The 21,216-nt window shown below is 63.8% G+C and carries 25 protein-coding genes; 15 read left to right on the top strand and 10 right to left on the bottom strand.

The genetic code is table 11. The annotated features are described in order from the left end of the window. Positions 1-105: 105 nt before the first annotated feature. On the top strand, positions 106-864 hold the full coding sequence (locus tag ACQZ5H_RS00645) for an alpha/beta hydrolase family protein (protein WP_449096416.1): 759 nt from the start codon (positions 106-108) through the stop codon (positions 862-864). Between the two features lie 2 nt (positions 865-866). On the opposite strand, the gene ACQZ5H_RS00650 is transcribed toward ACQZ5H_RS00645, so the two are convergent. The 3 genes from ACQZ5H_RS00650 to ACQZ5H_RS00660 all read right to left on the bottom strand — a co-directional run bounded on the left by ACQZ5H_RS00650 (position 867) and on the right by ACQZ5H_RS00660 (position 2,273). Beyond that, positions 867-1,604 (bottom strand): DUF3750 domain-containing protein, encoded by a 738-nt coding sequence (locus ACQZ5H_RS00650; RefSeq protein WP_449096417.1) that lies wholly within the window; start codon positions 1,602-1,604, stop codon positions 867-869. A 69-nt stretch (positions 1,605-1,673) separates the two neighbouring features. Continuing rightward, entirely contained in the window at positions 1,674-1,985 is a 312-nt protein-coding gene (locus tag ACQZ5H_RS00655; protein WP_449096418.1) for a type II toxin-antitoxin system RelE/ParE family toxin, read from the bottom strand. 9 nt (positions 1,986-1,994) lie between these two features. Further along, positions 1,995-2,273, bottom strand: coding sequence for a ribbon-helix-helix protein, CopG family (locus ACQZ5H_RS00660; protein ID WP_112719249.1), 279 nt, complete (start codon positions 2,271-2,273; stop codon positions 1,995-1,997). A 127-nt stretch (positions 2,274-2,400) separates the two neighbouring features. Here ACQZ5H_RS00660 and ACQZ5H_RS00665 point away from each other — a divergent pair, with 127 nt between their 5' ends. Then, complete coding sequence (locus ACQZ5H_RS00665; RefSeq protein WP_449096419.1) at positions 2,401-3,405, top strand: asparaginase; 1,005 nt, start codon at positions 2,401-2,403, stop codon at positions 3,403-3,405. A 149-nt stretch (positions 3,406-3,554) separates the two neighbouring features. Then, positions 3,555-4,304: a hypothetical protein gene (locus tag ACQZ5H_RS00670; RefSeq protein ID WP_449096420.1), complete on the top strand. Its 750-nt coding sequence runs from the start codon at positions 3,555-3,557 to the stop codon at positions 4,302-4,304. Here the strand turns inward: ACQZ5H_RS00670 and ACQZ5H_RS00675 are convergent. Beyond that, the gene (locus tag ACQZ5H_RS00675) at positions 4,279-5,034 is read right to left on the bottom strand and encodes a DeoR/GlpR family DNA-binding transcription regulator (protein WP_449096421.1); all 756 of its coding nucleotides are present in this window, start codon (positions 5,032-5,034) and stop codon (positions 4,279-4,281) included. The genes ACQZ5H_RS00670 and ACQZ5H_RS00675 overlap by 26 nt on opposite strands. Before the next feature lie 120 nt (positions 5,035-5,154). Here ACQZ5H_RS00675 and ACQZ5H_RS00680 point away from each other — a divergent pair, with 120 nt between their 5' ends. Both ACQZ5H_RS00680 and ACQZ5H_RS00685 read left to right on the top strand, forming a co-directional pair. Next, positions 5,155-5,520 carry a DUF4406 domain-containing protein gene (locus ACQZ5H_RS00680; RefSeq protein ID WP_449096422.1) on the top strand — a complete coding sequence of 122 codons (366 nt, stop codon included), beginning with the start codon at positions 5,155-5,157 and terminating at the stop codon, positions 5,518-5,520. Positions 5,521-5,670: 150 nt separating this feature from the next. Continuing rightward, a complete protein-coding gene (locus ACQZ5H_RS00685) occupies positions 5,671-6,291 on the top strand; it encodes a glutathione S-transferase family protein (protein ID WP_449096423.1) in 621 nt (206 codons plus the stop codon). Here the strand turns inward: ACQZ5H_RS00685 and ACQZ5H_RS00690 are convergent. Next, positions 6,288-6,641, bottom strand: coding sequence for an MmcQ/YjbR family DNA-binding protein (locus ACQZ5H_RS00690; RefSeq protein ID WP_449096424.1), 354 nt, complete (start codon positions 6,639-6,641; stop codon positions 6,288-6,290). The genes ACQZ5H_RS00685 and ACQZ5H_RS00690 overlap by 4 nt on opposite strands. Positions 6,642-6,776: 135 nt before the next feature. After that, a complete protein-coding gene (locus tag ACQZ5H_RS00695; RefSeq protein WP_449096425.1) occupies positions 6,777-6,956 on the bottom strand; it encodes a hypothetical protein in 180 nt (59 codons plus the stop codon). Positions 6,957-7,112: 156 nt separating this feature from the next. On the opposite strand from ACQZ5H_RS00695, the gene ACQZ5H_RS00700 reads away from it, so the two are divergent. Further along, entirely contained in the window at positions 7,113-8,009 is an 897-nt protein-coding gene (locus tag ACQZ5H_RS00700) for a LysR substrate-binding domain-containing protein (RefSeq protein ID WP_449096426.1), read from the top strand. Here ACQZ5H_RS00700 and ACQZ5H_RS00705 read toward each other — a convergent pair whose 3' ends face one another. Further along, a complete protein-coding gene (locus ACQZ5H_RS00705; RefSeq protein ID WP_449096427.1) occupies positions 8,010-8,669 on the bottom strand; it encodes a glutathione S-transferase family protein in 660 nt (219 codons plus the stop codon). Between the two features lie 98 nt (positions 8,670-8,767). Further along, complete coding sequence (locus ACQZ5H_RS00710) at positions 8,768-10,093, bottom strand: TIGR03808 family TAT-translocated repetitive protein (protein WP_449096428.1); 1,326 nt, start codon at positions 10,091-10,093, stop codon at positions 8,768-8,770. Positions 10,094-10,333: 240 nt separating this feature from the next. Between ACQZ5H_RS00710 and ACQZ5H_RS00715 the strand changes: the two genes are divergently transcribed. The 8 genes from ACQZ5H_RS00715 (at position 10,334) to ACQZ5H_RS00750 (ending at position 19,438) form a co-directional block, all read left to right on the top strand. Continuing rightward, positions 10,334-12,616, top strand: a complete 2,283-nt coding sequence (locus tag ACQZ5H_RS00715) for a sensor domain-containing protein (RefSeq protein WP_199626411.1) — start codon at positions 10,334-10,336, stop codon at positions 12,614-12,616. Positions 12,617-12,677: 61 nt separating this feature from the next. After that, positions 12,678-13,691, top strand: a complete 1,014-nt coding sequence (locus ACQZ5H_RS00720; RefSeq protein ID WP_449096429.1) for a ligase-associated DNA damage response exonuclease — start codon at positions 12,678-12,680, stop codon at positions 13,689-13,691. A gap of 217 nt (positions 13,692-13,908) precedes the next feature. Then, entirely contained in the window at positions 13,909-15,537 is a 1,629-nt protein-coding gene (locus ACQZ5H_RS00725) for a cisplatin damage response ATP-dependent DNA ligase (RefSeq protein ID WP_449096430.1), read from the top strand. A 107-nt stretch (positions 15,538-15,644) separates the two neighbouring features. Further along, positions 15,645-16,565, top strand: coding sequence for an alpha/beta hydrolase family protein (locus tag ACQZ5H_RS00730; protein WP_449096431.1), 921 nt, complete (start codon positions 15,645-15,647; stop codon positions 16,563-16,565). Positions 16,566-16,609: 44 nt separating this feature from the next. After that, the gene (locus ACQZ5H_RS00735; RefSeq protein ID WP_130278807.1) at positions 16,610-16,834 is read left to right on the top strand and encodes a hypothetical protein; all 225 of its coding nucleotides are present in this window, start codon (positions 16,610-16,612) and stop codon (positions 16,832-16,834) included. Between the two features lie 39 nt (positions 16,835-16,873). Further along, positions 16,874-17,572, top strand: coding sequence for a nucleotidyl transferase AbiEii/AbiGii toxin family protein (locus ACQZ5H_RS00740; protein ID WP_449096432.1), 699 nt, complete (start codon positions 16,874-16,876; stop codon positions 17,570-17,572). An 87-nt stretch (positions 17,573-17,659) separates the two neighbouring features. Beyond that, on the top strand, positions 17,660-18,541 hold the full coding sequence (locus ACQZ5H_RS00745; RefSeq protein WP_112517323.1) for a L,D-transpeptidase: 882 nt from the start codon (positions 17,660-17,662) through the stop codon (positions 18,539-18,541). 180 nt (positions 18,542-18,721) lie between these two features. Beyond that, a complete protein-coding gene (locus ACQZ5H_RS00750) occupies positions 18,722-19,438 on the top strand; it encodes a L,D-transpeptidase (RefSeq protein ID WP_449096433.1) in 717 nt (238 codons plus the stop codon). 100 nt (positions 19,439-19,538) lie between these two features. Here ACQZ5H_RS00750 and ACQZ5H_RS00755 read toward each other — a convergent pair whose 3' ends face one another. Both ACQZ5H_RS00755 and ACQZ5H_RS00760 read right to left on the bottom strand, forming a co-directional pair. Continuing rightward, the gene (locus ACQZ5H_RS00755; protein WP_449096434.1) at positions 19,539-19,937 is read right to left on the bottom strand and encodes an ester cyclase; all 399 of its coding nucleotides are present in this window, start codon (positions 19,935-19,937) and stop codon (positions 19,539-19,541) included. Positions 19,938-19,972: 35 nt separating this feature from the next. Then, on the bottom strand, positions 19,973-20,245 hold the full coding sequence (locus tag ACQZ5H_RS00760; protein ID WP_449096435.1) for a hypothetical protein: 273 nt from the start codon (positions 20,243-20,245) through the stop codon (positions 19,973-19,975). On the opposite strand from ACQZ5H_RS00760, the gene ACQZ5H_RS00765 reads away from it, so the two are divergent. Then, complete coding sequence (locus ACQZ5H_RS00765; protein ID WP_449096436.1) at positions 20,235-21,200, top strand: phytanoyl-CoA dioxygenase family protein; 966 nt, start codon at positions 20,235-20,237, stop codon at positions 21,198-21,200. The two genes, ACQZ5H_RS00760 and ACQZ5H_RS00765, sit on opposite strands and share 11 nt — an antisense overlap. The last annotated feature ends 16 nt before the right edge of the window (positions 21,201-21,216 follow it).

Below are 21,216 nucleotides of genomic sequence, written 5' to 3' on the forward strand. Positions count from 1 at the left end.
GTTTGTGATGGGGATGTCAATTCGTGTGATGGGGTGCGACGGCGCGTGATTGCCGACTCGCGAAAGCGACGCTACTTTTGCGCGCACTCATCAAGCGGAGCCTTCATGCCCAGGATAACGCGGCATCTGATCGACCGGGGAGACGGGGCAACCGTCGAGCTCATCCAGGCGCAACCGGCAAATCCGGTGCCGAAAGGCGCGCTGCTTTTCGTCCACGGCAATCAGGGCGGCAGCCTGATCGGCGCCAGCGAAGCCGCCGATTCCGGCATGCTCGCCCGCTTCTCGTCGAGACTGGATATCACGGCGGCCGCCGTCTCCCAGCCGGGCTTCGGCGCATCAGACGGCCCGCCCGATTTCTGCGGCCCGAAGACCCAGCAGGCAATCATTGCCGCCCTGTCGTTTCTCCGCCAGCAACCCACCGTCGATCCACATCGCATCGTGCTTTACGGCCACAGCCGCGGCGCCGTCGCATCGGCGATGGCCGCGGCCCAAGTCGATGATCTGCGCGCCATCATCCTCTCCGGCGGCGTCTATGATTTGAAGGCCGCTTTTGACACCGCATGGCCGGGTCTGCGCCAAGCGATCGAGCGCGAAGCCGGCCTGTCGGAAGACGCCTTCCGCGCCCGCTCGGCGCTCCATCACGCCCGCAAATTCCAGGCGGAAACATTGCTGCTGCACGGAAGGCATGACGACCGCGCCTCCGTTGCACAGGCCGAGATATTCTCCGAGGCGCTGTCAGACGCGGGTGTTCCGGTCGAGCTCCGCATCTTCGATTGCGGCCACAACATCCCGTCGGATCATTCGCGAGATGTCCTGCGCGCCTTCCTGGGGCAGGTGTTCAATCCCGTCGCCACGCTGCACTGAGATCAAATCCCGACCCGCCCGAATGCCGGGATCTTCACCCCGGGATTGGCGATGTCGACGCCAGCCACCAGCCCCATGAAATGCACCTCGAAGCCGCTGCGGGCACCGGCGGCAAAGCCGATCAGGCCGTAGAGCGTCGCATGCATGTCGCGTCCATCGGGGTCGATCTCGAAGAAGCGGCCGTCGGTGAGGAAATCGCGGCCGACGGCATCCGGCGGCAGGACGGTGCCGAGTTCGGGCACGGTGCGCAGCACATGGGCGACGAAGCTGTTGGAGTTCGGCCCGGGATAGATGCGGTAATCACCCGTCGCCGCATAGGGATAGGACTGGATCGCCGCTTCGACCCTGGGGATCAGCGCCTGCGCCTCCGGCCCCTTCAGCGCTCGCACGATATGCGGCGTGTTCGAATACCAGTAGGCATCCGGCTGATAGTTGTTGCGGCGGATCGGCGAGCCCCAGCCGACCTTGTCATAGCGATTATAGGCAGTGTCTCCCGCACCCTTGGTGACGATCCAGGAATGGCTGGCGACCGCGCCTTTCATGCCGCCCGTCGAGGCGGAGAGAATGTAGATCGCCGCCTCGCCGTCGGCATCCGGCTTCGGCAAAACACCCGCCGATGTCCACTTCGCCTCACGCCAGCTCTGCGGCCGCTCCTTCAGCGCCCACCACCCGGCAGCCGCGATCGCCGGCAGCAGATAGATGACCACGATTGCCAGAAACAGCCTCTTGAAAAACCGCATGAACGACAAAGCCCCTCAACCAGCGCCGATAGGATGATATTCCCGACCATGATGGCGCAATTGCGCCCGTCATGGGGCATCGGGCGGGCGTTTGATTTCGGTGAGGTTCAGCGGATATCGCCGCGCGCTGTAGACCCGCAGGATCCAGATGATGCCGCCGCGCTGTGTATAGGGAATGATGAAGCCGTAGCGGGGCTCGATCAGCTCGCGAATGTCAGGCATGGCGGTCGGGCGCCCGGCATCCGGATGGTCGGTCAGCTTGCGGATGCAGCGGGAAAGGGCGGCCGCAACGCTTCTGTGTCCTTGCGGGCTGCGTGGGCCAAGCCACTGCTTGAGGTCGTCGAGATCTGCGAGCGCTTGGCGGCTGAAGCGAAGCTCCATGCCGGGAAATCAGCGGACGGGACGAAGGGCCGGGCGCGGAAGCTCGCGTTCCGTGCCCCAGCTGTCGAGCCACTTCAGGACGTCGTCTCCGTCATGGCCGCCATCGCCGATGCCATCAAGAGCCTCCTGCATGTCCTGCTGCCAGCGCGCCGTGTTGGCGATATAGCTCTCCACCGCCTCGGTCACGAGTTCGGCCTGCGAGCGGCCGGTGCTCGCTGCAAGCGAGGCGACCTTGCTCTCCAGCTCTTCCGGCAGTTCGACGGCAATCCGGTGTTGTGGTTTCGGCATCGGAAATTCCTTGTTGCAGGGACGCTACCACAGCGCTGGGTCGCTTGCAGCATGGTTTTGACTGAGCGGTTGGCAAGGCTCCGGCAAATGGCTATTGCTCTCGAAACACCAGCCGCAGGAAACCCCCATGTCCAATCCCGTCACTGTCGAAGTCACCCGTGGTTCGCTCGTCGAAAGCCGTCATCGCGGCATGGTGGTCGCCGTCGATGGGGACGGCAAGGTGGTGTTCTCGCTGGGCGATGCCGATGCGGCGGTGTTTCCGCGCTCGGCCTGCAAGGCGATGCAGGCGCTGCCGCTGGTGGAAAGCGGCGCGGCGGATGCCTATGGCTTCGGCAACAGCGAATTGTCGCTCGCCTGCTCCTCGCATTACGGCGAGGATGCGCATGTCGAGCTCGCCGCATCGATGCTGGCGCGCGCCGGGCGTGACGAGAGCGCGCTCGAATGCGGCACCCACTGGTCGGGAAACCAGGCAGTGCTGATCCATCAGGCCCGCACCATCGACAAGCCGAATGCGCTTCACAACAATTGCTCCGGCAAGCATTCCGGCTTCGTCTGCACCTGCGTCCATCAGGGCATCGATACCAAGGGCTATGTCGGCTACGACCATCCGCTGCAGCGGGAAATCCGCGGCACGATGGAAAGCCTGACGGGCGCCGTGCTCGCCCATGACAATTGCGGGGTCGACGGCTGCGCCATCCCGACCTATGCCGTACCGCTGAGGCGCCTGGCGCATGGCTTTGCCAAGATGACGACCGGCAACGGCCTCGAGCCGCTGCGCGCCCGCGCCTCGAAGCGGCTGATGGAAGCCTGTATGGCCGAGCCCTTCTACGTCTCCGGCACCGGCGGCACCTGCACGGCGCTGATGCAGATCGCCCCCGGCAAGATCTTCGCCAAGACCGGTGCCGAAGGCGTCTTCTGCGCCACGCTTCCGGAGCAGGGGATTGCTGTCGCACTGAAATGCGAAGACGGCACGACGCGCGCCGCCGAAGCCATGGTTGCCGCCACACTCGCCCGCTTTTTCGAAAAGGGCGGCGAAACGCATGCGGCATTGATGGCGCTCGCCACCCGTCCGATTCACAATCGCAATGGCGCAGTGGTGGGCGAGGTGCGCGCCACGGCTGCGTTTTCCTAACGACTCGTACCGTTGCGGCACATAAGCTTTACAAAAATCAGCAAACACTAATATGGATTAAACCAATTCCGGCGGCTGCGCGTGCGGCCGCCGGAATTTGTCCTACAATGGCGCGAGGTTCCACTCCTCCTATGCCATGAGGGCAGGATATGTTTGCAGGCCGCTATCTCTGGTGGATGCTGATCGCAGTCGCGGTCTTCCTGTTCTTTTCCATGTGTTTCGATTACGTCACCTGGGCGATCGTCGCCATGTCCGGCTGCGCCGAAGTGGCCGGGTCCTGCGGGCCGATCGTGCTCACCATGTCGGGTGCGATGAAGCCGGCCGGCATGGGGCTGGCGAGCCTGATCATGGTGGTCTGCACCGTGGCGCGGCTGCGCTACCTCAAGGCCGGATGGGCCTGGGCCGCCGTGGCGCTGCTCTGGTTCTATGCCTCGGCGGGTTTCCCGGGCATCCTGGCGGCCGGCTGGACCGGCATGTTGCGGCCGGAAATGGTCGCCGAAAGCCTGCCTGCCGCGTTCCTGTTCATCAATGTCCTCTGCGCCTATCTGGCAATCCCGTTCGAGGAAGGGCGCACCGTGCCTTTCGGCGAATGGCTCTGGCTCAAGGGGCTGCTCTGGTTCTGCACCGCCTATGGCGCGCTGACGGCGCTGGCGCAAACGCCGGGTTTCGCCGCCGCGCCCGCCCGCCTGATCGGCATGCCCTGGATCGCATCCTCGATCGCCGGCCTGCAGGCGCCGCTGGAACATGCCCTCGATCTCGGAACCAACAGCATGGTGCCCGCCTATACGGTGCTCGGCCTCTTCGCCGCCGGGCTGGCCGCAACGCTGCTGCCGCAGGACCTGGCGCTGCTGCGCGAGCGGCTGATCGAACCCTTCATGCCACGAGGATCGCGCCGTTGAGCACCCGGTAGGGAGAAAGCCGCGCCTCCCCAATCCCCTCCGGCACAATCAGCCCGGAAACCTCACCGACGCCGAGAACCGGGCAGGGCGAGGCGAGATCGAGCTTCTCTTCGGTCAGCAGCACATAGGTCTCGACCGAGCAGCGGGCGATATGCCGCTTGATCGCCGCCTCCTCGAAATCCCCCGTCGACAGCCCATGAACCGGGTGCGCGGCGGTAACGCCGAGGAAGAAGATATCGGGCCTCAGCTGCGAGATCGCGCTCATCGCCGCCGCACCTGTTGCCACCATCGAGTGCTTGTAGAGCCGCCCGCCGGTCAGGATCACCTCGGCGGTCGGATGATGCTCCAGTTCGGCTGCGATCGTCGGGCTGTGGGTGGCGACGGTAAAGGCGATGTCGCGCGGCAGCCGCCGGGCAATCTCCGCCGTCGTCGTGCCACCGTCGAGGAAGATCAGCTGCCCCGCCTTCACCATCCCGGCCGCCAGCGTGCCCAGCCGCTGCTTGGCATCTGACGCGACGGCGCGGCGCGCGGAAAAATCAGGCAGATCCGGCGAGAGCGGAAGCGCCCCGCCATGCACACGCTTCAGCAAGCCCTCGGCCGCCATCTCCCGGAGGTCGCGGCGGATCGTATCCTCCGACAGCGAGAAGTCTTCGGCAACGTGCTTGGCCACCACCTGGCCGTCGCGGCGCAGGATGTCGAGGATCAGGGATTTGCGTTGTGTGGTCAGCATGGTCCTGCACGGAAATTTACGATACCTCACGATATTGCCCGAAATGACTCGACAAGCAAGCAGTTTCGCGCATTATCGTGAGATCCCGTGCATGAGGCCGGGAGTTGTGGAGTTTTGATCATGTTGATTTTGATTGCCGGTCCCTACCGGTCTGGCACGGGTGACGACCCGGCAAAGATGGCTGCCAACCTGAAGCGGCTGGAAGAGCCGTCCTACGCGCTGTTCCGGGCAGGCCATGTGCCGATGATCGGCGAATGGGTGGCGCTGCCGGTCTGGCATGCCGCGGGCGGTGAGACGATCGGCGACGCCCTGCACGAGGAAATCTTCTACCCCGTCGCCCACCGCCTGCTGGAGCTCTGCGAGGGCGTTCTGCGCCTGCCGGGTGACTCCAAGGGCGCCGACAACGACGTCCGCATCGCCCGCGAACGCGGCATCCCGGTCTGGCACCGGCTCGAGGATGTGCCGGGATGTGCGGTGGCGGCGTAAGGGTGCGCACAGCTCCCTCATCTCTGTGCCCTTAGGGCGATGCCTACGGAATGTTACAGAGATGAGGGAGGGTAGGGGGCTGCGTCCGATTTCCTCATGGCAGCCGCTCCGCCGCCACGCTATACATCTCCCCCAAACAGGGAGACGATCATGCTGACATTGTATTTCGCCCAGGGAACATGCGCGCTCGCAAGCCTGATCGCCCTGGAGGAGGCGGGTCTCGCCTATGAGCCGAAGAAGCTCAGCGTCAAGGACAACGAGCAGCGTGCGGCTGACTATCTGAAGATCAATCCGAAGGGCCGCGTCCCCGCGCTGGTCACCGATCGCGGCGTGTTGACGGAAACGATCGCCATCCTCGCCTATATCGCCCAGACCGTGCCGCAGGCAAAGCTCGCGCCGCTCGACGATCCCTTCGAATTCGCCCGCCTGCAGGCCTTCAACAGCTATCTCTCCTCCACCGTCCATGTGAACCACGCCCATAGCCGCCGCGGCGCCCGCTGGGCCAATGATCCCGCCGCGATCGCCGACATGAGCGCCAAGGTGCCGCAGACCATGGGCGAGAGTTTTGAGATGATCGAGAACAAGATGTTCGCCGGCCCCTGGGCCATGGGTGAGCAGTATACCGTGGCTGACGGCTACCTCTTCACCATGACCAAGTGGCTCCCCGGCGACGGCGTCGACATGGCCCGCTTCCCGAAGGTTTCCGCCCACTACGCCCGCATGCTGGAACGCCCGGCCGTCAATGCGGCATTGGCCAAAGACCAGGCCTAAGCCCGATAGGTCGCCGCCAGCTTTTTCGGCGCCCGGAACAGCCAGGCATTGACGAGCCGCCCGCGCAGCTCGTCATCCCCGATCGCCGCCGCCCTGACCGGCAGCGACGGCCAGCCCTTGTAGTGGTCCGTCTGGAAATAGATCTCCGGCGCCATCTCGAGCAGCTGTTCCTTGTCCGGAATGGCGATCGACAGCACCAGCGTCTCGTTGTTCTTCACCGAAACAAACGCCTTGCCGCCGACCTTCAGCGCCGGATTGCCATAGGTCGTGCTCTGCTCGACGCCGGGCAACCCGGCTTCCTCGGCAAGCCGGATCAGGCGGGCGAAGATGCTGTCCATTGTTTCGGGCATGGCGTTGTTCTCCCTCATTTCGGCGTGGGAGAGTCTATCACGGTGAATGCATCTCGCGGACCGATAACCTGGCGACCGCGGCCCCCTCATCCGACCCTTCGAGGGGGCTCCGGGTGAGAGCGCCACCGTGTCAGCTCACGCGCACCGCGCCAGCCGCACCACCTCGAACCGCGTCGGCTTCGGCTTCGGAAAACTCAGCGGCAAATCGGCGATTTCCCGTTGCGACATTCCCGCTATCTCGCAATGCGCCAGCGGATCATCAGGCACAACCGGAGCCGAAACCAGTTCATTCCAGAAAAACTTCAGAAGCGACATGGTAATCCTCGCTTTCCTCGCAAAACGGAACGGCAGCGCGGCAACGTTCAAAGCCTCGCATAAAGTTGGTTCCGATCGATCTTGATGCCTGAAATATCGCGCTTCCCATACTCGTTTTCAATTGAGATTACGCGGCAGCCACTATAGAAAACCTATATGCGAAACCTGAACTCCGTCCATCTGAACGGCCTGCGGGCGCTGGAAGCAGTTGGCCGTCTCGGCTCGCTGCAGCTGGCGGCCGATGAGCTCGGCGTTTCGGTCGGCGCGGTCAGCCAGCAGGTCATCAAGGCCGAGGCGCAGCTGGAGCGGGCGATCTTCGAGCGTACGCCGAAGGGCATGGTCGTCACCGAAGCCGGGACGGCGGTTCTGGCGGCGCTGAGCGAGGGCATGGCCCGTCTCTCCGAAGCCGTGTCGATGGCGCAGAAGAAGGACGAGACGACGCTGACGATTTCGGTGGCGCCGGTCTTTGCGGCGCGCTGGCTGGTCTACCGGCTCGATCGCTTTGCCGAGCATTTCCCCGATATCAATCTGCGCATCGACGCCACGACAAGGCTCGTCAATCCGGCGGCCTCCGATGTCGATCTCGGCATTCGCGTCGGCAGCGGCCAGTGGCCGGGCGTCAGGGCGGAGCTGCTGTTGCAGCAGGAGGTCTTTCCGGTCTGCGCGCCGCGCGTCGCCGAAGGGCTGCGCGAACCGCGGGATATCCTGAAACTCCCCGCCATCATCGACGGCAAGGCGATGTTTTCATGGGAAGTCTGGATGCGCGAGGCCGGTCTCTCCGGTTCGACGCTGACGACGCGGCATGTCTTCAACGATGCCTCGCTCTGCCTCGATGCGGCGATCGCCGGGCAGGGGGTGATGCTCGCCTGGCAGACGCTGGCGGGTTATTCGCTGCAGGCCGGCCAGCTCGTGGCGCCCTTCGGCATCCGCGCCAGAACCGGCTTCGGCCATTATTTCATCAGCGCGGAAGGAACGCGCGAGCCGAAGAAGGTCCGCGCGTTCAAGGAGTGGATCCGTTTCGAGATGAAGGAAACGGAAGCGCTGTTTGCCTGATCAGCTGGGCTCGGCGGCGCGGCCTGCCTGCATCTTCAGGTAAGCCGGGCGCGACTGGCAGCGCTTGATCCAGGCGTCGATATGCGGCCGTGCCGTAAACAGCGCTTCTTCCGTCTGCGCGTAACGCAGCACTTCCGCGATGTTGAGGTCGGCGGCGGTGAAGCGGTCGGTGGCAACCCATTCGTTCTTCGACAGATGCTGCTCCAGCACGTCGAGCGGCCGCTTCAGCTGGCGGGTGGCAACGGCGATCACCGACTTGCCGCCTTCGGTATTCTCAAGCCCATTGTCATAGGTCTTGACGATCTGGATCGTCTGCACCTCGACCTCCGATGTCGCCCAGACCGACCACATGCTGATCAGCGCCTCTTCCTGCAGCCCCCTCGGCGCCAGCGCCCCGCCATGCTTCTTGGCGAGATACTGGGTGATCGCCAGCGACTCGTGCATGACGAACCCGTCGTCTTCGATGCTCGGGATCATCGCCATCGGATTGACGTCGAGGAACTCGGGCGAGCGCGTATGGAGCGGCGCGCCGGCGGCAGCCGGATCGGCGATCCGGAAGACCTGCAGAACCGGGACATATTCGAACGGAATGCCGAGCTCCTCGGCCATCCAGTAGACGCGCGAGGCGCGGGAGCGGTAAACGCCGTAGATCTTCAGCATGTCGGTATCCCCTCTGGTTTCGCGCGGACCCTATAAACGCCGCTGCCTGCGGAAAAGTGGCTGTGGCTGATGGACCGATGAAAGCTTTTGATATGTCGTCAGATGATGCGGTTTCGCTCGATCTGCAGATGCGGAAAGGCCTCGGCGCCCGCCTTCGCAAGCTCGCCGGTCTGCCGTTTCTCCCAGGCATAGCCGAAGACGGCGCCATCCTTCATCGCCTCGAAGACATTGTCTGCAATGATCGCCGTTCCCGCCCCGTCGGCAACCGAAACGGCGCAGCCGACGGCCGATTGCCGGATGACGTTTCCTGTCACCACCAGATTGCGCAGATAGGGACCCCAGCCAAGCTGCAGCGCCCAGTAAGGCGCGCCCTCGATGACGTTGCCGGAGATTACCGTATCGGCTTCCGCGGCAATGCCGGTGCCGAAGGCGACGTCGGGCTTGTAGGGTCCGTCGAGCTTCAGATTGCGCACCACATTGCCGGTGATGCTGACGAGACGGCCGCCCTCGTTGAAATTGGCGATCGAGATGCCGTTCGCCGCGCCATCGACGAGATTGCCCGACACCACGGCGCCCTGAAACGCGAACTCGACATAGATCGCCGTCTCGCCGGAGCGCAGGCACTGGTTGGCGCTGATCTGCACGTTGTCGCCGGAATTGGCGCGGATGGCGGTGAAGGCACAGTCGGAAATGTGGTTGTTGGCAACCATCACGCCGCCTGCGCGGAACACGTTGATGCCATTGCCGTTTTCACCGGTTCCGCCGTCATCGGCGCGGATGCGGGCAATACGGTTTCCGGTGACGACGCTGTTGTCCTCGCCCTTGTCCCAGCGATGGATCAGGATGCCGCCATTGCCGCAGTCGCTCACCATGTTGCCGTCGATCGTCAGCCCCGCCGAATTGACGGCGAAGATGCCCGCCTGTCCGGCGCCGGAAAAGCGCGAACGTTCGACGCGTCCGGCGCAGCGTTCCAGCCTCAGGCCGTGCTTGGTGCCGCCGCGGAATTCGCAATTGTCGATCGAGAGCGCGCCGATCCCCGTCAGCTGCAGAAGCCCGCCGTTCAGATCCTCCGCCGTGCCGCCGCCGCTTTCGATCGTGATGCCAGAAAGCTCGATCCGCCGCGCCCCTTCGGCAGAGTTCAGCGGCCCGGTATGGACGATGCGCGACGCGCCGGGAACGCCGGTGACCCTGATACGGTCGGGCAGCACGAGATTGGTCGCCTTGTAGGTTCCGGGCGGCAGGTAAAGCGGCGTATCGCTGCCGGCCGCCGTGTCGATCATCGCCTGCAGGTCGCTCTTCTTCATGCTGGAGGCATCGAGCGCGCCGCGCAGCGCCGGCGGCTTGCTGGCCGAAAGGGCAGGGCGCGCAAAGGGGAGGACCGCCGCCGTCGCAAGCAGTGCAAGTATAGCCCGGCGCTCAACCATGCGGCATCCTCTGGTTGCTATGGAACACATAGCTATTTCTGAACAAATGGATGTTTGTTTTTGGCACGAAAACCTTGCCTGTCAGTAACCGCAAGGCGCAAACGCAAACTCTTGTAGATGATTATTTGGCGCCCTTTCACCTTTCCATTTAAGCAAGCCGAAGGGAATGCGCATTAGCCTATTCGCAATTTCTATTGTCACTTTTACAGCGTACGGCCTGGGCCGGTTGGGAGCGTCGTCATGAACGAAATGAGTGCCAAACAATGGCAGTCTGACGGCGATCTTGCAGAAGAAACCAAGCGTCTCGTTGTCGCCACAGAAGCGATGATGGCCGCCAACGCCCATCAGTCCGACGGCATCGAGAACGTTCGCCTCAAGGCGATCGTCCACGCGCTTCCCGATTTCCTCTACGTCAAGGATCGTGACAGCCGATTCGTCTTCGCCAATGCCGTTGTCGCCCGCAGCCACAATTTCGAGAATGCCGCCGATATTGCCGGTAAGCGCGACTTCGATCTCTTCGAATTCGAGATGGCGCGGCGCTATTTCGATATCGAGCAGGAGATCATGTCGACGGGCGTTCCGGCGCTCGACATGGAAGAGATTATCCCGGTGCCCGGCCGCAAGCCGATGTGCCGCCTGACCTCGAAGATCCCGCTGCGCAACGATCGCGGCGAGGTGGTCGGCCTCATCGGCGTCTCCAGAGACATTACCGAGCGCAAGCGCCAGGAAGACCTGCGCCGCGGCCAGTCGGCGCTCCTTGAAATGATCGCCCGCAACGAGCCGCTGGAAATGATCCTCGAGGCGCTCGTTCTGCTCATCGAGGCGGAGCTCGATGGCGTCACCGGTTCCGTCCTGCTGCTCGACCGCGACGGCACCCGCCTTCATCATGGCGCGGCCCCGAACATGCCGAGCGCCTATAGCCGGATGATCGATGGCATCCCTATCGGCCCCAAGGTCGGTTCCTGCGGCACGGCCGCCTGGCGCGGCAAGACCGTCATCGTCTCGGATGTGCTCTCCGATCCGCTCTGGGAGGATTTTCGCGGCGTCGCCGCCGAATTCGGCTTCCGCTCCTGCTGGTCGGCGCCGGTCCTGACCTCGCAGAACAACGTGCTCGGCACCTTCGCGCTCTATTCCGATACGGTGCGCGAACCCAGTGAGCACGAGCGCGAAATGGTGGCCGTCGCCACCCATATCGCCGGCATTGCCATCGAGCGCAAACGCGTCGACGACCGCATCTATTTCATGGCCCATCACGACGACCTGACGGGCCTGCCGAACCGCGCCTTCCTGAAGGAGCGCATGGCAAAAACCCTGTTCCAGGCCGGCCGAAACAACCGCAAGGTCACAGTCGCCTATATCGACCTCGATAATTTCAAGGACATCAACGATAGCCACGGCCATGCCGCAGGCGACGAGGTCCTGAAGGAGATCGCCGCGCGCATGGTCAATTGCGTCCGCGCTTCCGACATGGTCGTTCGCCTCGGCGGCGATGAGTTCCTCGTCGTCCTCGTCCATCAGTCCAGCCACGATGCCGGCATCCAGCGCCGCCTTCGCGAGCTGCAGAAGGCGCTGACTAGACCGGTCATCCTCGATGGAACGGAATTCCCGGTCACCAGCAGCATCGGCGTTGCCGCCTTCCCCGCGGGCGGCAACACGCCGGAAGAGCTGATCGCCAATGCCGATCAGGCCATGTACCGGGCCAAGGAACTCGGCCGCAACAGGCTGCAATATCACAATCGCCAGCGCGACTACTGCGTCGATATCCCGCTGACCGAGGAAGAGGAACTGCGCCAAGCGATCGTCGCCGATCACCTCTGCCTGCATTACCAGCCGCAGGTCGCCGTCGTCTCCGGCCGCCTGACCGGCCTGGAGGCTCTGGTGCGCTGGAACCATCCGCAGCGCGGCATGATTCCGCCCGGCAATTTCATCCCGCTTGCCGAAGAGAGCGGCCTCATCATCCCGCTCGGTCTCTGGGTGCTGAACGAAGCCTGCCGCCAGGCGCGCGAATGGCAGGATCGCGGCCTGAAGCCCGTAACCGTCGCCGTCAACGTGTCCGCCAAGCAGTTCGCCGATCCGGATTTCGCCGGGCACGTCCACGAAGCGCTTGAGCGTCACCGCCTCGATCCGCGCTGGCTGGAGCTGGAGCTCACCGAAAGCACCGTCATGCAGGACGTCGACAAGGCGATCGGCATCATGGGCCGCCTGCACCGGCTCGGCGTGCGCCTGTCGATCGACGATTTCGGCGCCGGCTATTCCAGCCTCGCGGCGCTGAAGACCTTCCCCTTCGACCGGCTGAAGATGGACCGCTCGCTGGTCGAGGCGTTGCCCGGCGACAAGACCGCCGTCGCCATCGCCTCGGCCGTCATCTCGCTCGCCCAGACCCTGCAGCTGACCGTCGTCGCCGAAGGCGTCGAGAGCGACGCCCAGCTGGAATTCCTGCGCTGGGCAAAATGCGAGGAGGCCCAGGGCTTCCGCTTTGCCAAGCCGCTGCCGCCGGGCGATGTGGTGCGCATGTTCAAATAGCGGGCGGCGCAATTTCCGCCCGCTACTGGCGCTTCGCCGCGATGCCGCTATCTTCCCTTGCATGACGCGACCCGACGCCCTGCTTTATCCCGCCCCCGAAGGGCTCTTCTGCCCGGAGGGCGGGTTCTATATCGATCCTGTCAGGCCAGTCGACCGGGCGCTTGTCACCCACGGACATTCCGATCATGCGCGCCCCGGCCATCGCCATGTGCTGGCGACGCGACAGACGCTCGATATCATGCGGCTGCGCTACGGCGAGGATTTCGCCGGCAGCGAACAGGCCGCCGCTTTCGGCGAGGAAATCTCCGTCAACGGCGTCAAGGTCAGCTTTCATCCGGCCGGCCACGTCCTCGGCTCGGCACAGATCGCGGTCGAGAAGAACGGCACCCGCATCGTCGCTTCCGGCGACTACAAGCGCCGGCCGGACCCGACCTGCGCCGCCTACGAACCTGTCCCCTGCGACGTCTTCATCACCGAGGCGACCTTCGGCCTGCCGGTCTTTCATCACCCGGACCCGATGGACGAGATCGGCAAGGTCTTCGCGTCGCTGCGCCAATTTCCCGAGCGCACCCACCTGATCGGCGCCTACGCGCTCGGCAAGGCCCAGCGCGTCATCCGCCTTTTGCGCGATGCCGGTTACGACCAGCCGATCTATATCCACGGCGCCATGGAGCGGCTCTGCGATTACTATCAGGGGCAGGGGATCGATCTCGGAGAGTTGCTGCCCGCCACTGTCGAAGGCCGCGACAAATCCGCCTTCAAGGGCGCCATCGTCGTCGGCCCGTCATCCGCCTTCGCCGACCGCTGGGCGCGCCGCTTCCACGAACCGCTCCCCGCCTTCGCCTCCGGCTGGATGATGGTGCGCCAGCGCGCCAAACAGAACGGCGTCGAACTGCCGCTGGTCATCTCCGACCATTGCGACTGGCCGGAACTGACCGAAACGATCACCGAACTGCACCCCGCCGAGGTTTGGGTCACGCATGGGCGCGAGGAGGCGCTGGTGCGCTGGTGCGAGCTGCAGGGCGTGAAGGCCAAGCCGCTGCATCTGGTGGGTTACGAGGACGAGGGGGATTGATGGAGCTCATGTCCGTCGGCCATCGTGCCTCGCCAGCCCCCCTCTGCCCTGCCGGGCATCTCCCCCACAGGTGGGGAGATCGGCTGGGCGCACCCGCTCGCTCCAATCTGAATTGTTTGGGGAGACCCTCACCACGAGTCGATCTCCCCCCTTGTGGGGGAGATGTCCGGCAGGACAGAGGGGGGTACCCCACCCAGAGTTCCGGCGGCCCCCACCGATGAAACCCTTCGCCGACCTCCTCGACCGTCTCGTCCTCACCCCCTCGCGAAACGGCAAGCTCAAGCTCCTCACCGACTATTTCCGCGACACGCCGGACCCGGATCGCGGTTATGGCCTTGCCGCCATCGCCGGCACGCTCGAGGTCCGCAACGTCAAGCCCGCCATGCTGCGCGAACTGGTGCTGGAGCGCATGGACGAGGTGCTGTTCCGCTATTCCTACGATTATGTCGGCGATCTCGCCGAGACCATTTCGCTGGTCTGGGACAACGAGAAGGACATCGAGCGCTCCGCCCTCGCGCAGCCGCGCCTCGGCGAAGTCGTCACCCGCATGAATGCGCTCGGGCGCACCGAAGTCCGCAGCTATGTCCGCGATCTCCTCGACCGGCTCGATGCCTCCGGCCGCTTCGGCTTCATCAAGCTCGCCACCGGGGCGCTGCGCATCGGCGTCTCGGCCCGTCTCGCCAAGCAGGCGCTGGCCGAGCTCGGCGGCAAGGATGTGACCGAGATCGAGACGCTCTGGCACGGCCTCGAACCGCCCTACGAGTCGCTCTTCGAATGGCTGGAAGGCAAGGGCGGCAAGCCGGTTCTGGCGACGCCGGCGATCTTCCATTCCGTCATGCTCGCCAATCCCGTCGAGGAGGGCGACCTCGCCAATCTCGACCCCAAGGATTATGCCGCCGAGTGGAAATGGGACGGCATCCGCGTCCAGCTTTCCCGTTCCGGCGACACGCGCAAGATCTATTCCCGCTCGGGCGACGATATCTCCGGCGCCTTCCCCGATGTCCTCGATTCCATCAGCTTCAACGGCGTCGTCGACGGCGAGCTGCTGGTCGGCGGCACCGCCCGCTCCAACAGCCCGACCCGCACCTTCTCCGACCTGCAGCAGCGCCTGAACCGCAAGACGGTGACCGGCAAGATGCTCGAGGAATACCCCGCCTTCATCCGCGCCTACGATCTGCTCTTCGACGGCGAGGAGGATGTGCGCGGCACTGTCTACACCGAGCGCCGCGACCGCCTTTCTGAGATCATCGAACAGGCGCCGCACGACCGCTTCGACCTCTCGCCGCTCGTCGATTTCTCCACCTGGGAAGAGCTCGACGGGCTGCGCTCCACGCCCCCCGATCCGGTCATCGAAGGGGTGATGATCAAGCGGAAAGACAGCATCTACCAGGCCGGCCGCATGAAGGGGCCGTGGTTCAAGTGGAAGCGCAATCCCTATAATGTCGATGCCGTGCTGATGTATGCGCAGCGCGGCCACGGCAAGCGCTCCAGCTACTATTCCGATTTCACCTTCGGCGTCTGGGCCGAGATGCCGGATGGAGAACAGCTGGTGCCCGTCGGCAAGGCCTATTTCGGCTTCACCGATCAGGAGCTCGAAGTGCTCGACAAGTTCGTGCGCAACAACACGACCGAGCGTTTCGGCCCGGTCCGCGCCGTCAGGGCGGACAAGGAGTTCGGCTTCGTTGTCGAGGTTGCCTTCGAGGGGATCAACCGCTCGACCCGGCATAAATCCGGGGTGGCGATGCGCTTCCCGCGCATCTCGCGCCTCAGGCCCGACAAGCCGAGCTACGAGGCCGACCGGCTGGAAACGCTGGTCGCCATGATCGACGCCAGGGCGGCGGAATGACGCGCCTGCGCAAAATGCCGCAGGGTCACATTTTCAACACAATGTGTATTGGTTGTCATTGCATTTGCAGGCACATTTTAGCGGCCGGGTACATAGAGTGCTGAACAATGACCGATGACCAGAATGCCTTCTTCCGTCAGCGCCGCTCGGTTCTTGCGGGCATTGCCGGAAGCTTGCTGCTGCCGGGCATGGCCCGCGCTTTTGACGTTCCCGCAAAGCCCAAGCTGATCTCCCACGACTACGCCAAGGTCCGCAGCCATTTCCGCACCAAGCTGCTGCAGAAGGGCCCGGCGCCGGACAAGTACGAAATCCTCGTGGCACCCGCCGATGGCGACCAGATCTTCTACCGCTCGGGGGCGGGCAGCGAGCTGGAACTGCGTGCCTGGGTCAGCAAATATACCCGCACCCGCCAACCCAAACCTGCCGTCCTCTTCCTGCATGGCGGCAATGCCATGGGCATGGGCCATTGGGTGCTGATGAAGCCCTATATGGATGCCGGTTTCGTGGTGATGATGCCGTCGCTGCGCGGCGAAAACGGCCAGATGGGCAATTTCTCCGGCTTCTACGACGAAGTCGATGATGTGCTCTCCGCCGCCGACCGCATGGCGCATCTGCCTGGTGTCGACCAGAATCGCCTGTTCATCGCCGGTCACAGCATCGGCGGCACGCTGACCATGCTGGCGGCGATGTCGACCCACAAGTTCCGCGCCGCAGCCCCGATCTCCGGCAATCCCGACGCCTTCCGCTTCTTCAACCGCTACCCGCAGGATATCCGCTTCGACGACAGCAACGAGCGGGAATTCGAGGTCCGCACCGCGCTCTGCTACGCCGAAAGCTTCAAATGCCCGGTCCGCGTCGTCCACGGTACGGAAGAGGAGCATTTCAACGACCGCGCCGACCTGCTCGCGCGCCGCGCGCGGCGCGCCAACATCCGCATCGAAACCGATACGGTCGCCGGCAACCACACCTCGGCACTCCCCGCCGAGATCGCCCAGAGCATCCACTTCTTCCAGGGCGTGGCGGCGTAAAGGCACGCCTTCAAATTTCAGGGCCGCCGCCCTATAATGAAGGAATGGCAGACTGGATCGTACGCGAGATCATTCCGAACGAGTTTCCCGAGCTCAAGATGCTCGCCTGGAGCCGCGATACCGCACGCCCCATTCCCGCCGATGAGGCCTATGCGCTTTACGAGCGCAACTGGCGTTTCGTAGATGCGAGCGCGCTAACGGAAGCCGAGGCGGAGCTGATCCGCGGTCTCACCCGCGCCTATGGCAATGGCGTGCTTCTGGTATCCTGATTTTCGCTTTCTTTATCGTTGGTGGGTAAACTGCGCTCGATGGAATTCAAGCGGCAAGAACATCGCACGATCGCCGAAGCTTTATCGCTGCTCGACCGTGATCTCTTCCTGGACAGCCAATGCTGGTTCGCGGGCGGGACGGCGATTGTCATGCTGCTCGGAGAATACCGCCTGTCGCTGGATGTCGACTTCCTGTGCGCGGATGCGGATGGCTACCGGCGCCTGCGCGGCGCGGCGGTGGAGAGGGGCCTGCCGGCCTTCTTCGGTCCACCGGTTTCGCCGATCCGTGAGTTTCGTGCCGATCAATATGGGATCCGCACGGTCTTAGGTATCAATGGCCAGCAGATTCGCTTCGAGATCGTTCGCGAAGCGCGCATTCATTTAGCGGGCGCGCTCCATGCGGGGTTGAACGTGCCTGTGCTCGCCGTCGAAGACATGTTCGCGGAAAAGCTGCTCGCCAATGCCGATCGGTGCCAGGATCGCGCGGTTGCCTATCGCGACGCTTTCGACCTCGGAATGCTTCTCGGCGCCTATGGCGCATTTCCTGACGCATCGATTGTCAAGGCGGAACAGGCTTATGGCGCTGATATCGGGCGCAAAATGCTCTGGGTCACCGGCAAGCTTGCCGATGCCGCAGAGTTGCGCCGTGCGGCCGAAGTCCTGCAGATGGACCCCGAACTGGCGATCGCCGCCATCGACAGATTGCGCGCCGAGGCTGCTCGCCTCTGGCAGATCTGAACGCCCCCGACACCAGCTTCACGCCAGCCGCAAATGCCATCCTTCCGGCAGATATGTTTCTCTGCCGATTTCGATAAGGGTGGATTTATGGAATTCTTGCGCCGGGTGCTGCCTCTTGCCGGGCTTGCTGTTGCTGCCATGTCTCTTGCCGGCTGCAACGTGCTGATCCCCGATACCGGCGCCACCGATCCCGCCCGTTTCGTCCAGGAGACCGCGCCGGTCTTCTATCAGCCGGGCACCAATCCCAATCGCGTGCGCCCGATCGATGCGCCGGTGCCGCAGCGGCCCGGCGTTCCGGCGACGATCTACAATCAGAGCTACGGCATTCCCGGCCGCACCTTGGGCGCCACCGATCCGGGCGTCACCTACGGCATCCCGAGTGCGGCATCCAGCCGGACCTACGGCCTGCCGGTCAGCAATCCCGTCAGCGTCGCCATGTATGCCGAAAAGCAGGATGGCGATTTCCGGCTGCCGGCCATTCCCGTCAGCCGCGTCAGTTCCGAGTACCTGCGCCAGGAAGTCGATTACCCGAGCAACGAAAAGCCCGGCACGATCGTTGTGGATACCCGGACCAAACACCTCTATCTCATCGAGCCCAATGGCAAGGCGATGCGCTACGGCGTCGGTCTCGGCCGCGAGGGCTATGCCTGGTCGGGCCGTGGCGTGATCCAGTGGAAGCAGAAATGGCCGCGCTGGACGCCGCCCGACGAAATGGTCCAGCGCCAGCCCGACGTGCGCTCCTTCTCCGCCGAGAACGGCGGCATGAATCCCGGCCTCGGCAATCCGCTCGGCGCCCGCGCCATGTATATTTTCCATGACGGCAAGGACACGCTCTACCGCATCCACGGCACGCCCGAATGGCAGTCGATCGGCAAGGCGACCTCGTCCGGCTGTGTACGCATGCTGAACCAGGATGTCGTCGATCTCTACGACCGGGTTTCCGCCAAGGCTGAGATCGTGGTGATGTAGCGGCGCAACAGCGCCACCGATATCGTGCGCTCACTGCTGGACAAGACTTCGTGAAGCTATGGTTTATTTAGCTGGGGCCGATAGATTTCAAAGAGACGTTCATTGCGTCGAATGAATCAAACGGGGACCGGCCTGCCGTTACGGGCCGGTTCCGCGTCAGAAGGAAGTCCCTCCCAGGCCATGAGCTTCGAAAAACCTCTTTCCCGCCGCAGCTTTCTGTCTTTCTCGGCATTGACCGCGGCCTCCGCGCTCGCCGGCTGCGCTTCCACATCCAGTGCCCCGGGCGTCCAGCCCGTAGCCTTCCGCGTTCCGCGGCTCTTCCAGACGACGCCGGCCCCCACGGATGCCGAACTGGAAGTCATGTATGGTCCGATCGAAGACGGCGGCTTCCTGATCCCCGCCGTTCCCTATCAGCAGATCGATCCGCGGTTCTATCGCCAGCAGGTCATCGACCCCACCGGCCAGGCGTCGGGGACGATCGTCGTCGATACGCCTTCGCGCTTCCTTTATCTCGTCCAGCCGGGCGGCACGGCGATGCGCTACGGCGTCGGCATCGGCCGCGAAGGCTTTGCCTGGTCCGGCAATGGCGTGATCCAGTGGAAGCAGAAATGGCCGCGCTGGAAGCCACCGAATGAGATGGTCGCCCGCCAGCCGGAGCTCACCAAATACTCGATCGCCAATGGCGGCATGGAGCCGGGCCTGAAAAACCCGCTGGGCGCGCGTGCGCTCTACATCTTCTCCAACGGCGAAGACACGCTCTACCGCCTGCACGGCAATCCGGAATGGCGCTCGATCGGCAAGGCCGTCTCCAGCGGCTGCGTCCGCCTGCTGAACCAGGACATCATCGACCTCTACGACCGCGTGCCGCAGAAGACCCCGATCGTCGTCTGGCAGTAAGCAATTGCTGTCGCGTTGGCGGCGGCGAACGCCGCAAGCGCAGGGCAGGCCACATAAGAAAGCACTCCAAGCCCGCTTGGGGTGCTTTTCATTTATATCCTCAAGCGCCGAGCTGCGCCTCGATCGCCGCCTTGTCGATCACCGACCAGACCGCGCGCACCTTCCCGTCCTCGAAGCGGTAGAAGACATTCTCCGCAAAGACGATGCGCCTGCCATTCACCGGCAGTTCCATGAACTCGCCCACCGGGGCGCAGTCGAAGGCAAGCCGCGCCGCGATATGCGGCGGGTCGGAGATCAGGAGGTCGATGGTGAAGCGCAGGTTGGGGATCTCCCGGTAATCCTTCTCCAGCATGGCGCGATACCCGGAAAGCCCAAGCGGCCGGCCGTTATGTTCCGCGTCGGGATGGACGAAGCGCCCGAGCTGCGCCCAGTCCTGCGCGTTCAGGCAATCGATATAGCCGCGGTAGAGCGCTGCCAGCTGTTCTTTCGTCTCGCTCACGCTTTTCTCCTCAGGACTGTGCCGATCTCCAGGGGTTAATCCGAAAGAAGTATCGAGGTTCCCATCTTCTTCGGCAAAGCTTGGCGAATGCAGCCGGCAGAGAAGGTTGCAAGTCGATCCACCGTCCCGTCATGGTTATATTTAGTTTCAAAAAGTATAGCCATTTTCATATCAACAAAGAAATGCCGCATTGCAGCACAATCTTTTCGGCGCTGCTCAATACTTGCCGCCCTGGCAAGCTCTCGTCCGCGACTGACTGAAGAACACTCTGGTCTTCCGAAAGAAAAGGATAGTTGAATGCACGGCATGTCTGTCTCCTCGTCGAATGATCTTGAAGCCGTCGCCCGCAAGGGTGGCAAGCTGCGCCGCATGGCGGTGCGCATCCCGACCTATCTCGCCGATATCAGGGAAAACCCGGCCTGGCTGCCGATGTTTCTTTTGGCGCGCACCATCCCCGGCCGCCGCGCCCATTGGCTGACGGCCAGGCGCGTCAACGACGGGCCGCAGGTGCTGCCGTCGCTGTTTGCAGGCGTCGAAGTGGATGATGTCGTGGACAGCCTCAGGGGAGAAGGGCTGTTTTCGGGGCTCGTCCTGCCCGGCCATATCCACCGCGAGATCGCCGGTTTTGCCGCGGAGACGCCGTGCTTCGGCAATTTCGACCGCCGCCTGGAGTTCCGCGCATCGGAGCATCGCGATGCCGAGAAGCGCTTCGGCCGCGCGCTCCTGAGCGGCCATCATTTCGAGCGCGCGCTGGATTGCGATGCCGTGCTCGCCGTGCAGAAGGACCCGCTGCTGTCTGCGGTCGCCCGGCGTTATCTCGGCGCGCAGGCGCAGCTCATCACCACCCGGATCTGGTGGAGCTTTCCGACCGAAGCCAGCGAGGCCGACCGCAGCCTTGCCTCGCTCGACAAGTATCACTTCGATCTCGACGACTGGCGGATGCTGAAATTCTTCTTCTATCTCGTCGATGTCGACGAGAACACCGGCCCGCATGTCTATGTCAGGGGCAGCCACAAACGGCGCCGGATGAAGCACCAGCTGACATTGCTCGTCGGCCACCCGGCCGATGAGATCCTCGATTATTACGGCAGTGGCAGCGCGGTGACGCTGACCGGCAAGGCCGGGCAGGGCTTCGTCGAAGATCCGTTCGGTTTCCACATGGGCACGGTGCCGAAAACAGCGCCGCGGCTGATGATGGAAGTCGGCTTCGGCGTCTCGAAGCCGTCCCGGCGCCGTTTCCACGGCGAGCCGGTGATCCGCTGAAAAGCCTTGCTGGCGC

The organism is Rhizobium sp. 21-4511-3d, assembly GCF_053522545.1.

Excerpts from the sequence above, each read along its gene's own strand:
- ACQZ5H_RS00740 (WP_449096432.1), top strand. The coding sequence starts at position 16,874 with ATGGAATTCAAGCGGCAAGAACATCGCACGATCGCCGAAGCTTTATCG.
- ACQZ5H_RS00720 (WP_449096429.1), top strand. The coding sequence starts at position 12,678 with ATGACGCGACCCGACGCCCTGCTTTATCCCGCCCCCGAAGGGCTCTTC.
- ACQZ5H_RS00665 (WP_449096419.1), top strand. The coding sequence starts at position 2,401 with ATGTCCAATCCCGTCACTGTCGAAGTCACCCGTGGTTCGCTCGTCGAA.
- ACQZ5H_RS00650 (WP_449096417.1), bottom strand. The coding sequence starts at position 1,604 with ATGCGGTTTTTCAAGAGGCTGTTTCTGGCAATCGTGGTCATCTATCTG.
- ACQZ5H_RS00765 (WP_449096436.1), top strand. The coding sequence starts at position 20,235 with ATGCACGGCATGTCTGTCTCCTCGTCGAATGATCTTGAAGCCGTCGCC.
- ACQZ5H_RS00655 (WP_449096418.1), bottom strand. The coding sequence starts at position 1,985 with ATGGAGCTTCGCTTCAGCCGCCAAGCGCTCGCAGATCTCGACGACCTC.
- ACQZ5H_RS00690 (WP_449096424.1), bottom strand. The coding sequence starts at position 6,641 with ATGCCCGAAACAATGGACAGCATCTTCGCCCGCCTGATCCGGCTTGCC.
- ACQZ5H_RS00735 (WP_130278807.1), top strand. The coding sequence starts at position 16,610 with ATGGCAGACTGGATCGTACGCGAGATCATTCCGAACGAGTTTCCCGAG.
- ACQZ5H_RS00675 (WP_449096421.1), bottom strand. The coding sequence starts at position 5,034 with ATGCTGACCACACAACGCAAATCCCTGATCCTCGACATCCTGCGCCGC.
- ACQZ5H_RS00730 (WP_449096431.1), top strand. The coding sequence starts at position 15,645 with ATGACCGATGACCAGAATGCCTTCTTCCGTCAGCGCCGCTCGGTTCTT.
- ACQZ5H_RS00700 (WP_449096426.1), top strand. The coding sequence starts at position 7,113 with ATGCGAAACCTGAACTCCGTCCATCTGAACGGCCTGCGGGCGCTGGAA.
- ACQZ5H_RS00745 (WP_112517323.1), top strand. The coding sequence starts at position 17,660 with ATGGAATTCTTGCGCCGGGTGCTGCCTCTTGCCGGGCTTGCTGTTGCT.
- ACQZ5H_RS00645 (WP_449096416.1), top strand. The coding sequence starts at position 106 with ATGCCCAGGATAACGCGGCATCTGATCGACCGGGGAGACGGGGCAACC.
- ACQZ5H_RS00760 (WP_449096435.1), bottom strand. The coding sequence starts at position 20,245 with ATGCCGTGCATTCAACTATCCTTTTCTTTCGGAAGACCAGAGTGTTCT.
- ACQZ5H_RS00705 (WP_449096427.1), bottom strand. The coding sequence starts at position 8,669 with ATGCTGAAGATCTACGGCGTTTACCGCTCCCGCGCCTCGCGCGTCTAC.
- ACQZ5H_RS00695 (WP_449096425.1), bottom strand. The coding sequence starts at position 6,956 with ATGTCGCTTCTGAAGTTTTTCTGGAATGAACTGGTTTCGGCTCCGGTT.
- ACQZ5H_RS00680 (WP_449096422.1), top strand. The coding sequence starts at position 5,155 with ATGTTGATTTTGATTGCCGGTCCCTACCGGTCTGGCACGGGTGACGAC.
- ACQZ5H_RS00670 (WP_449096420.1), top strand. The coding sequence starts at position 3,555 with ATGTTTGCAGGCCGCTATCTCTGGTGGATGCTGATCGCAGTCGCGGTC.
- ACQZ5H_RS00660 (WP_112719249.1), bottom strand. The coding sequence starts at position 2,273 with ATGCCGAAACCACAACACCGGATTGCCGTCGAACTGCCGGAAGAGCTG.
- ACQZ5H_RS00725 (WP_449096430.1), top strand. The coding sequence starts at position 13,909 with ATGAAACCCTTCGCCGACCTCCTCGACCGTCTCGTCCTCACCCCCTCG.
- ACQZ5H_RS00685 (WP_449096423.1), top strand. The coding sequence starts at position 5,671 with ATGCTGACATTGTATTTCGCCCAGGGAACATGCGCGCTCGCAAGCCTG.
- ACQZ5H_RS00750 (WP_449096433.1), top strand. The coding sequence starts at position 18,722 with ATGAGCTTCGAAAAACCTCTTTCCCGCCGCAGCTTTCTGTCTTTCTCG.
- ACQZ5H_RS00710 (WP_449096428.1), bottom strand. The coding sequence starts at position 10,093 with ATGGTTGAGCGCCGGGCTATACTTGCACTGCTTGCGACGGCGGCGGTC.
- ACQZ5H_RS00715 (WP_199626411.1), top strand. The coding sequence starts at position 10,334 with ATGAACGAAATGAGTGCCAAACAATGGCAGTCTGACGGCGATCTTGCA.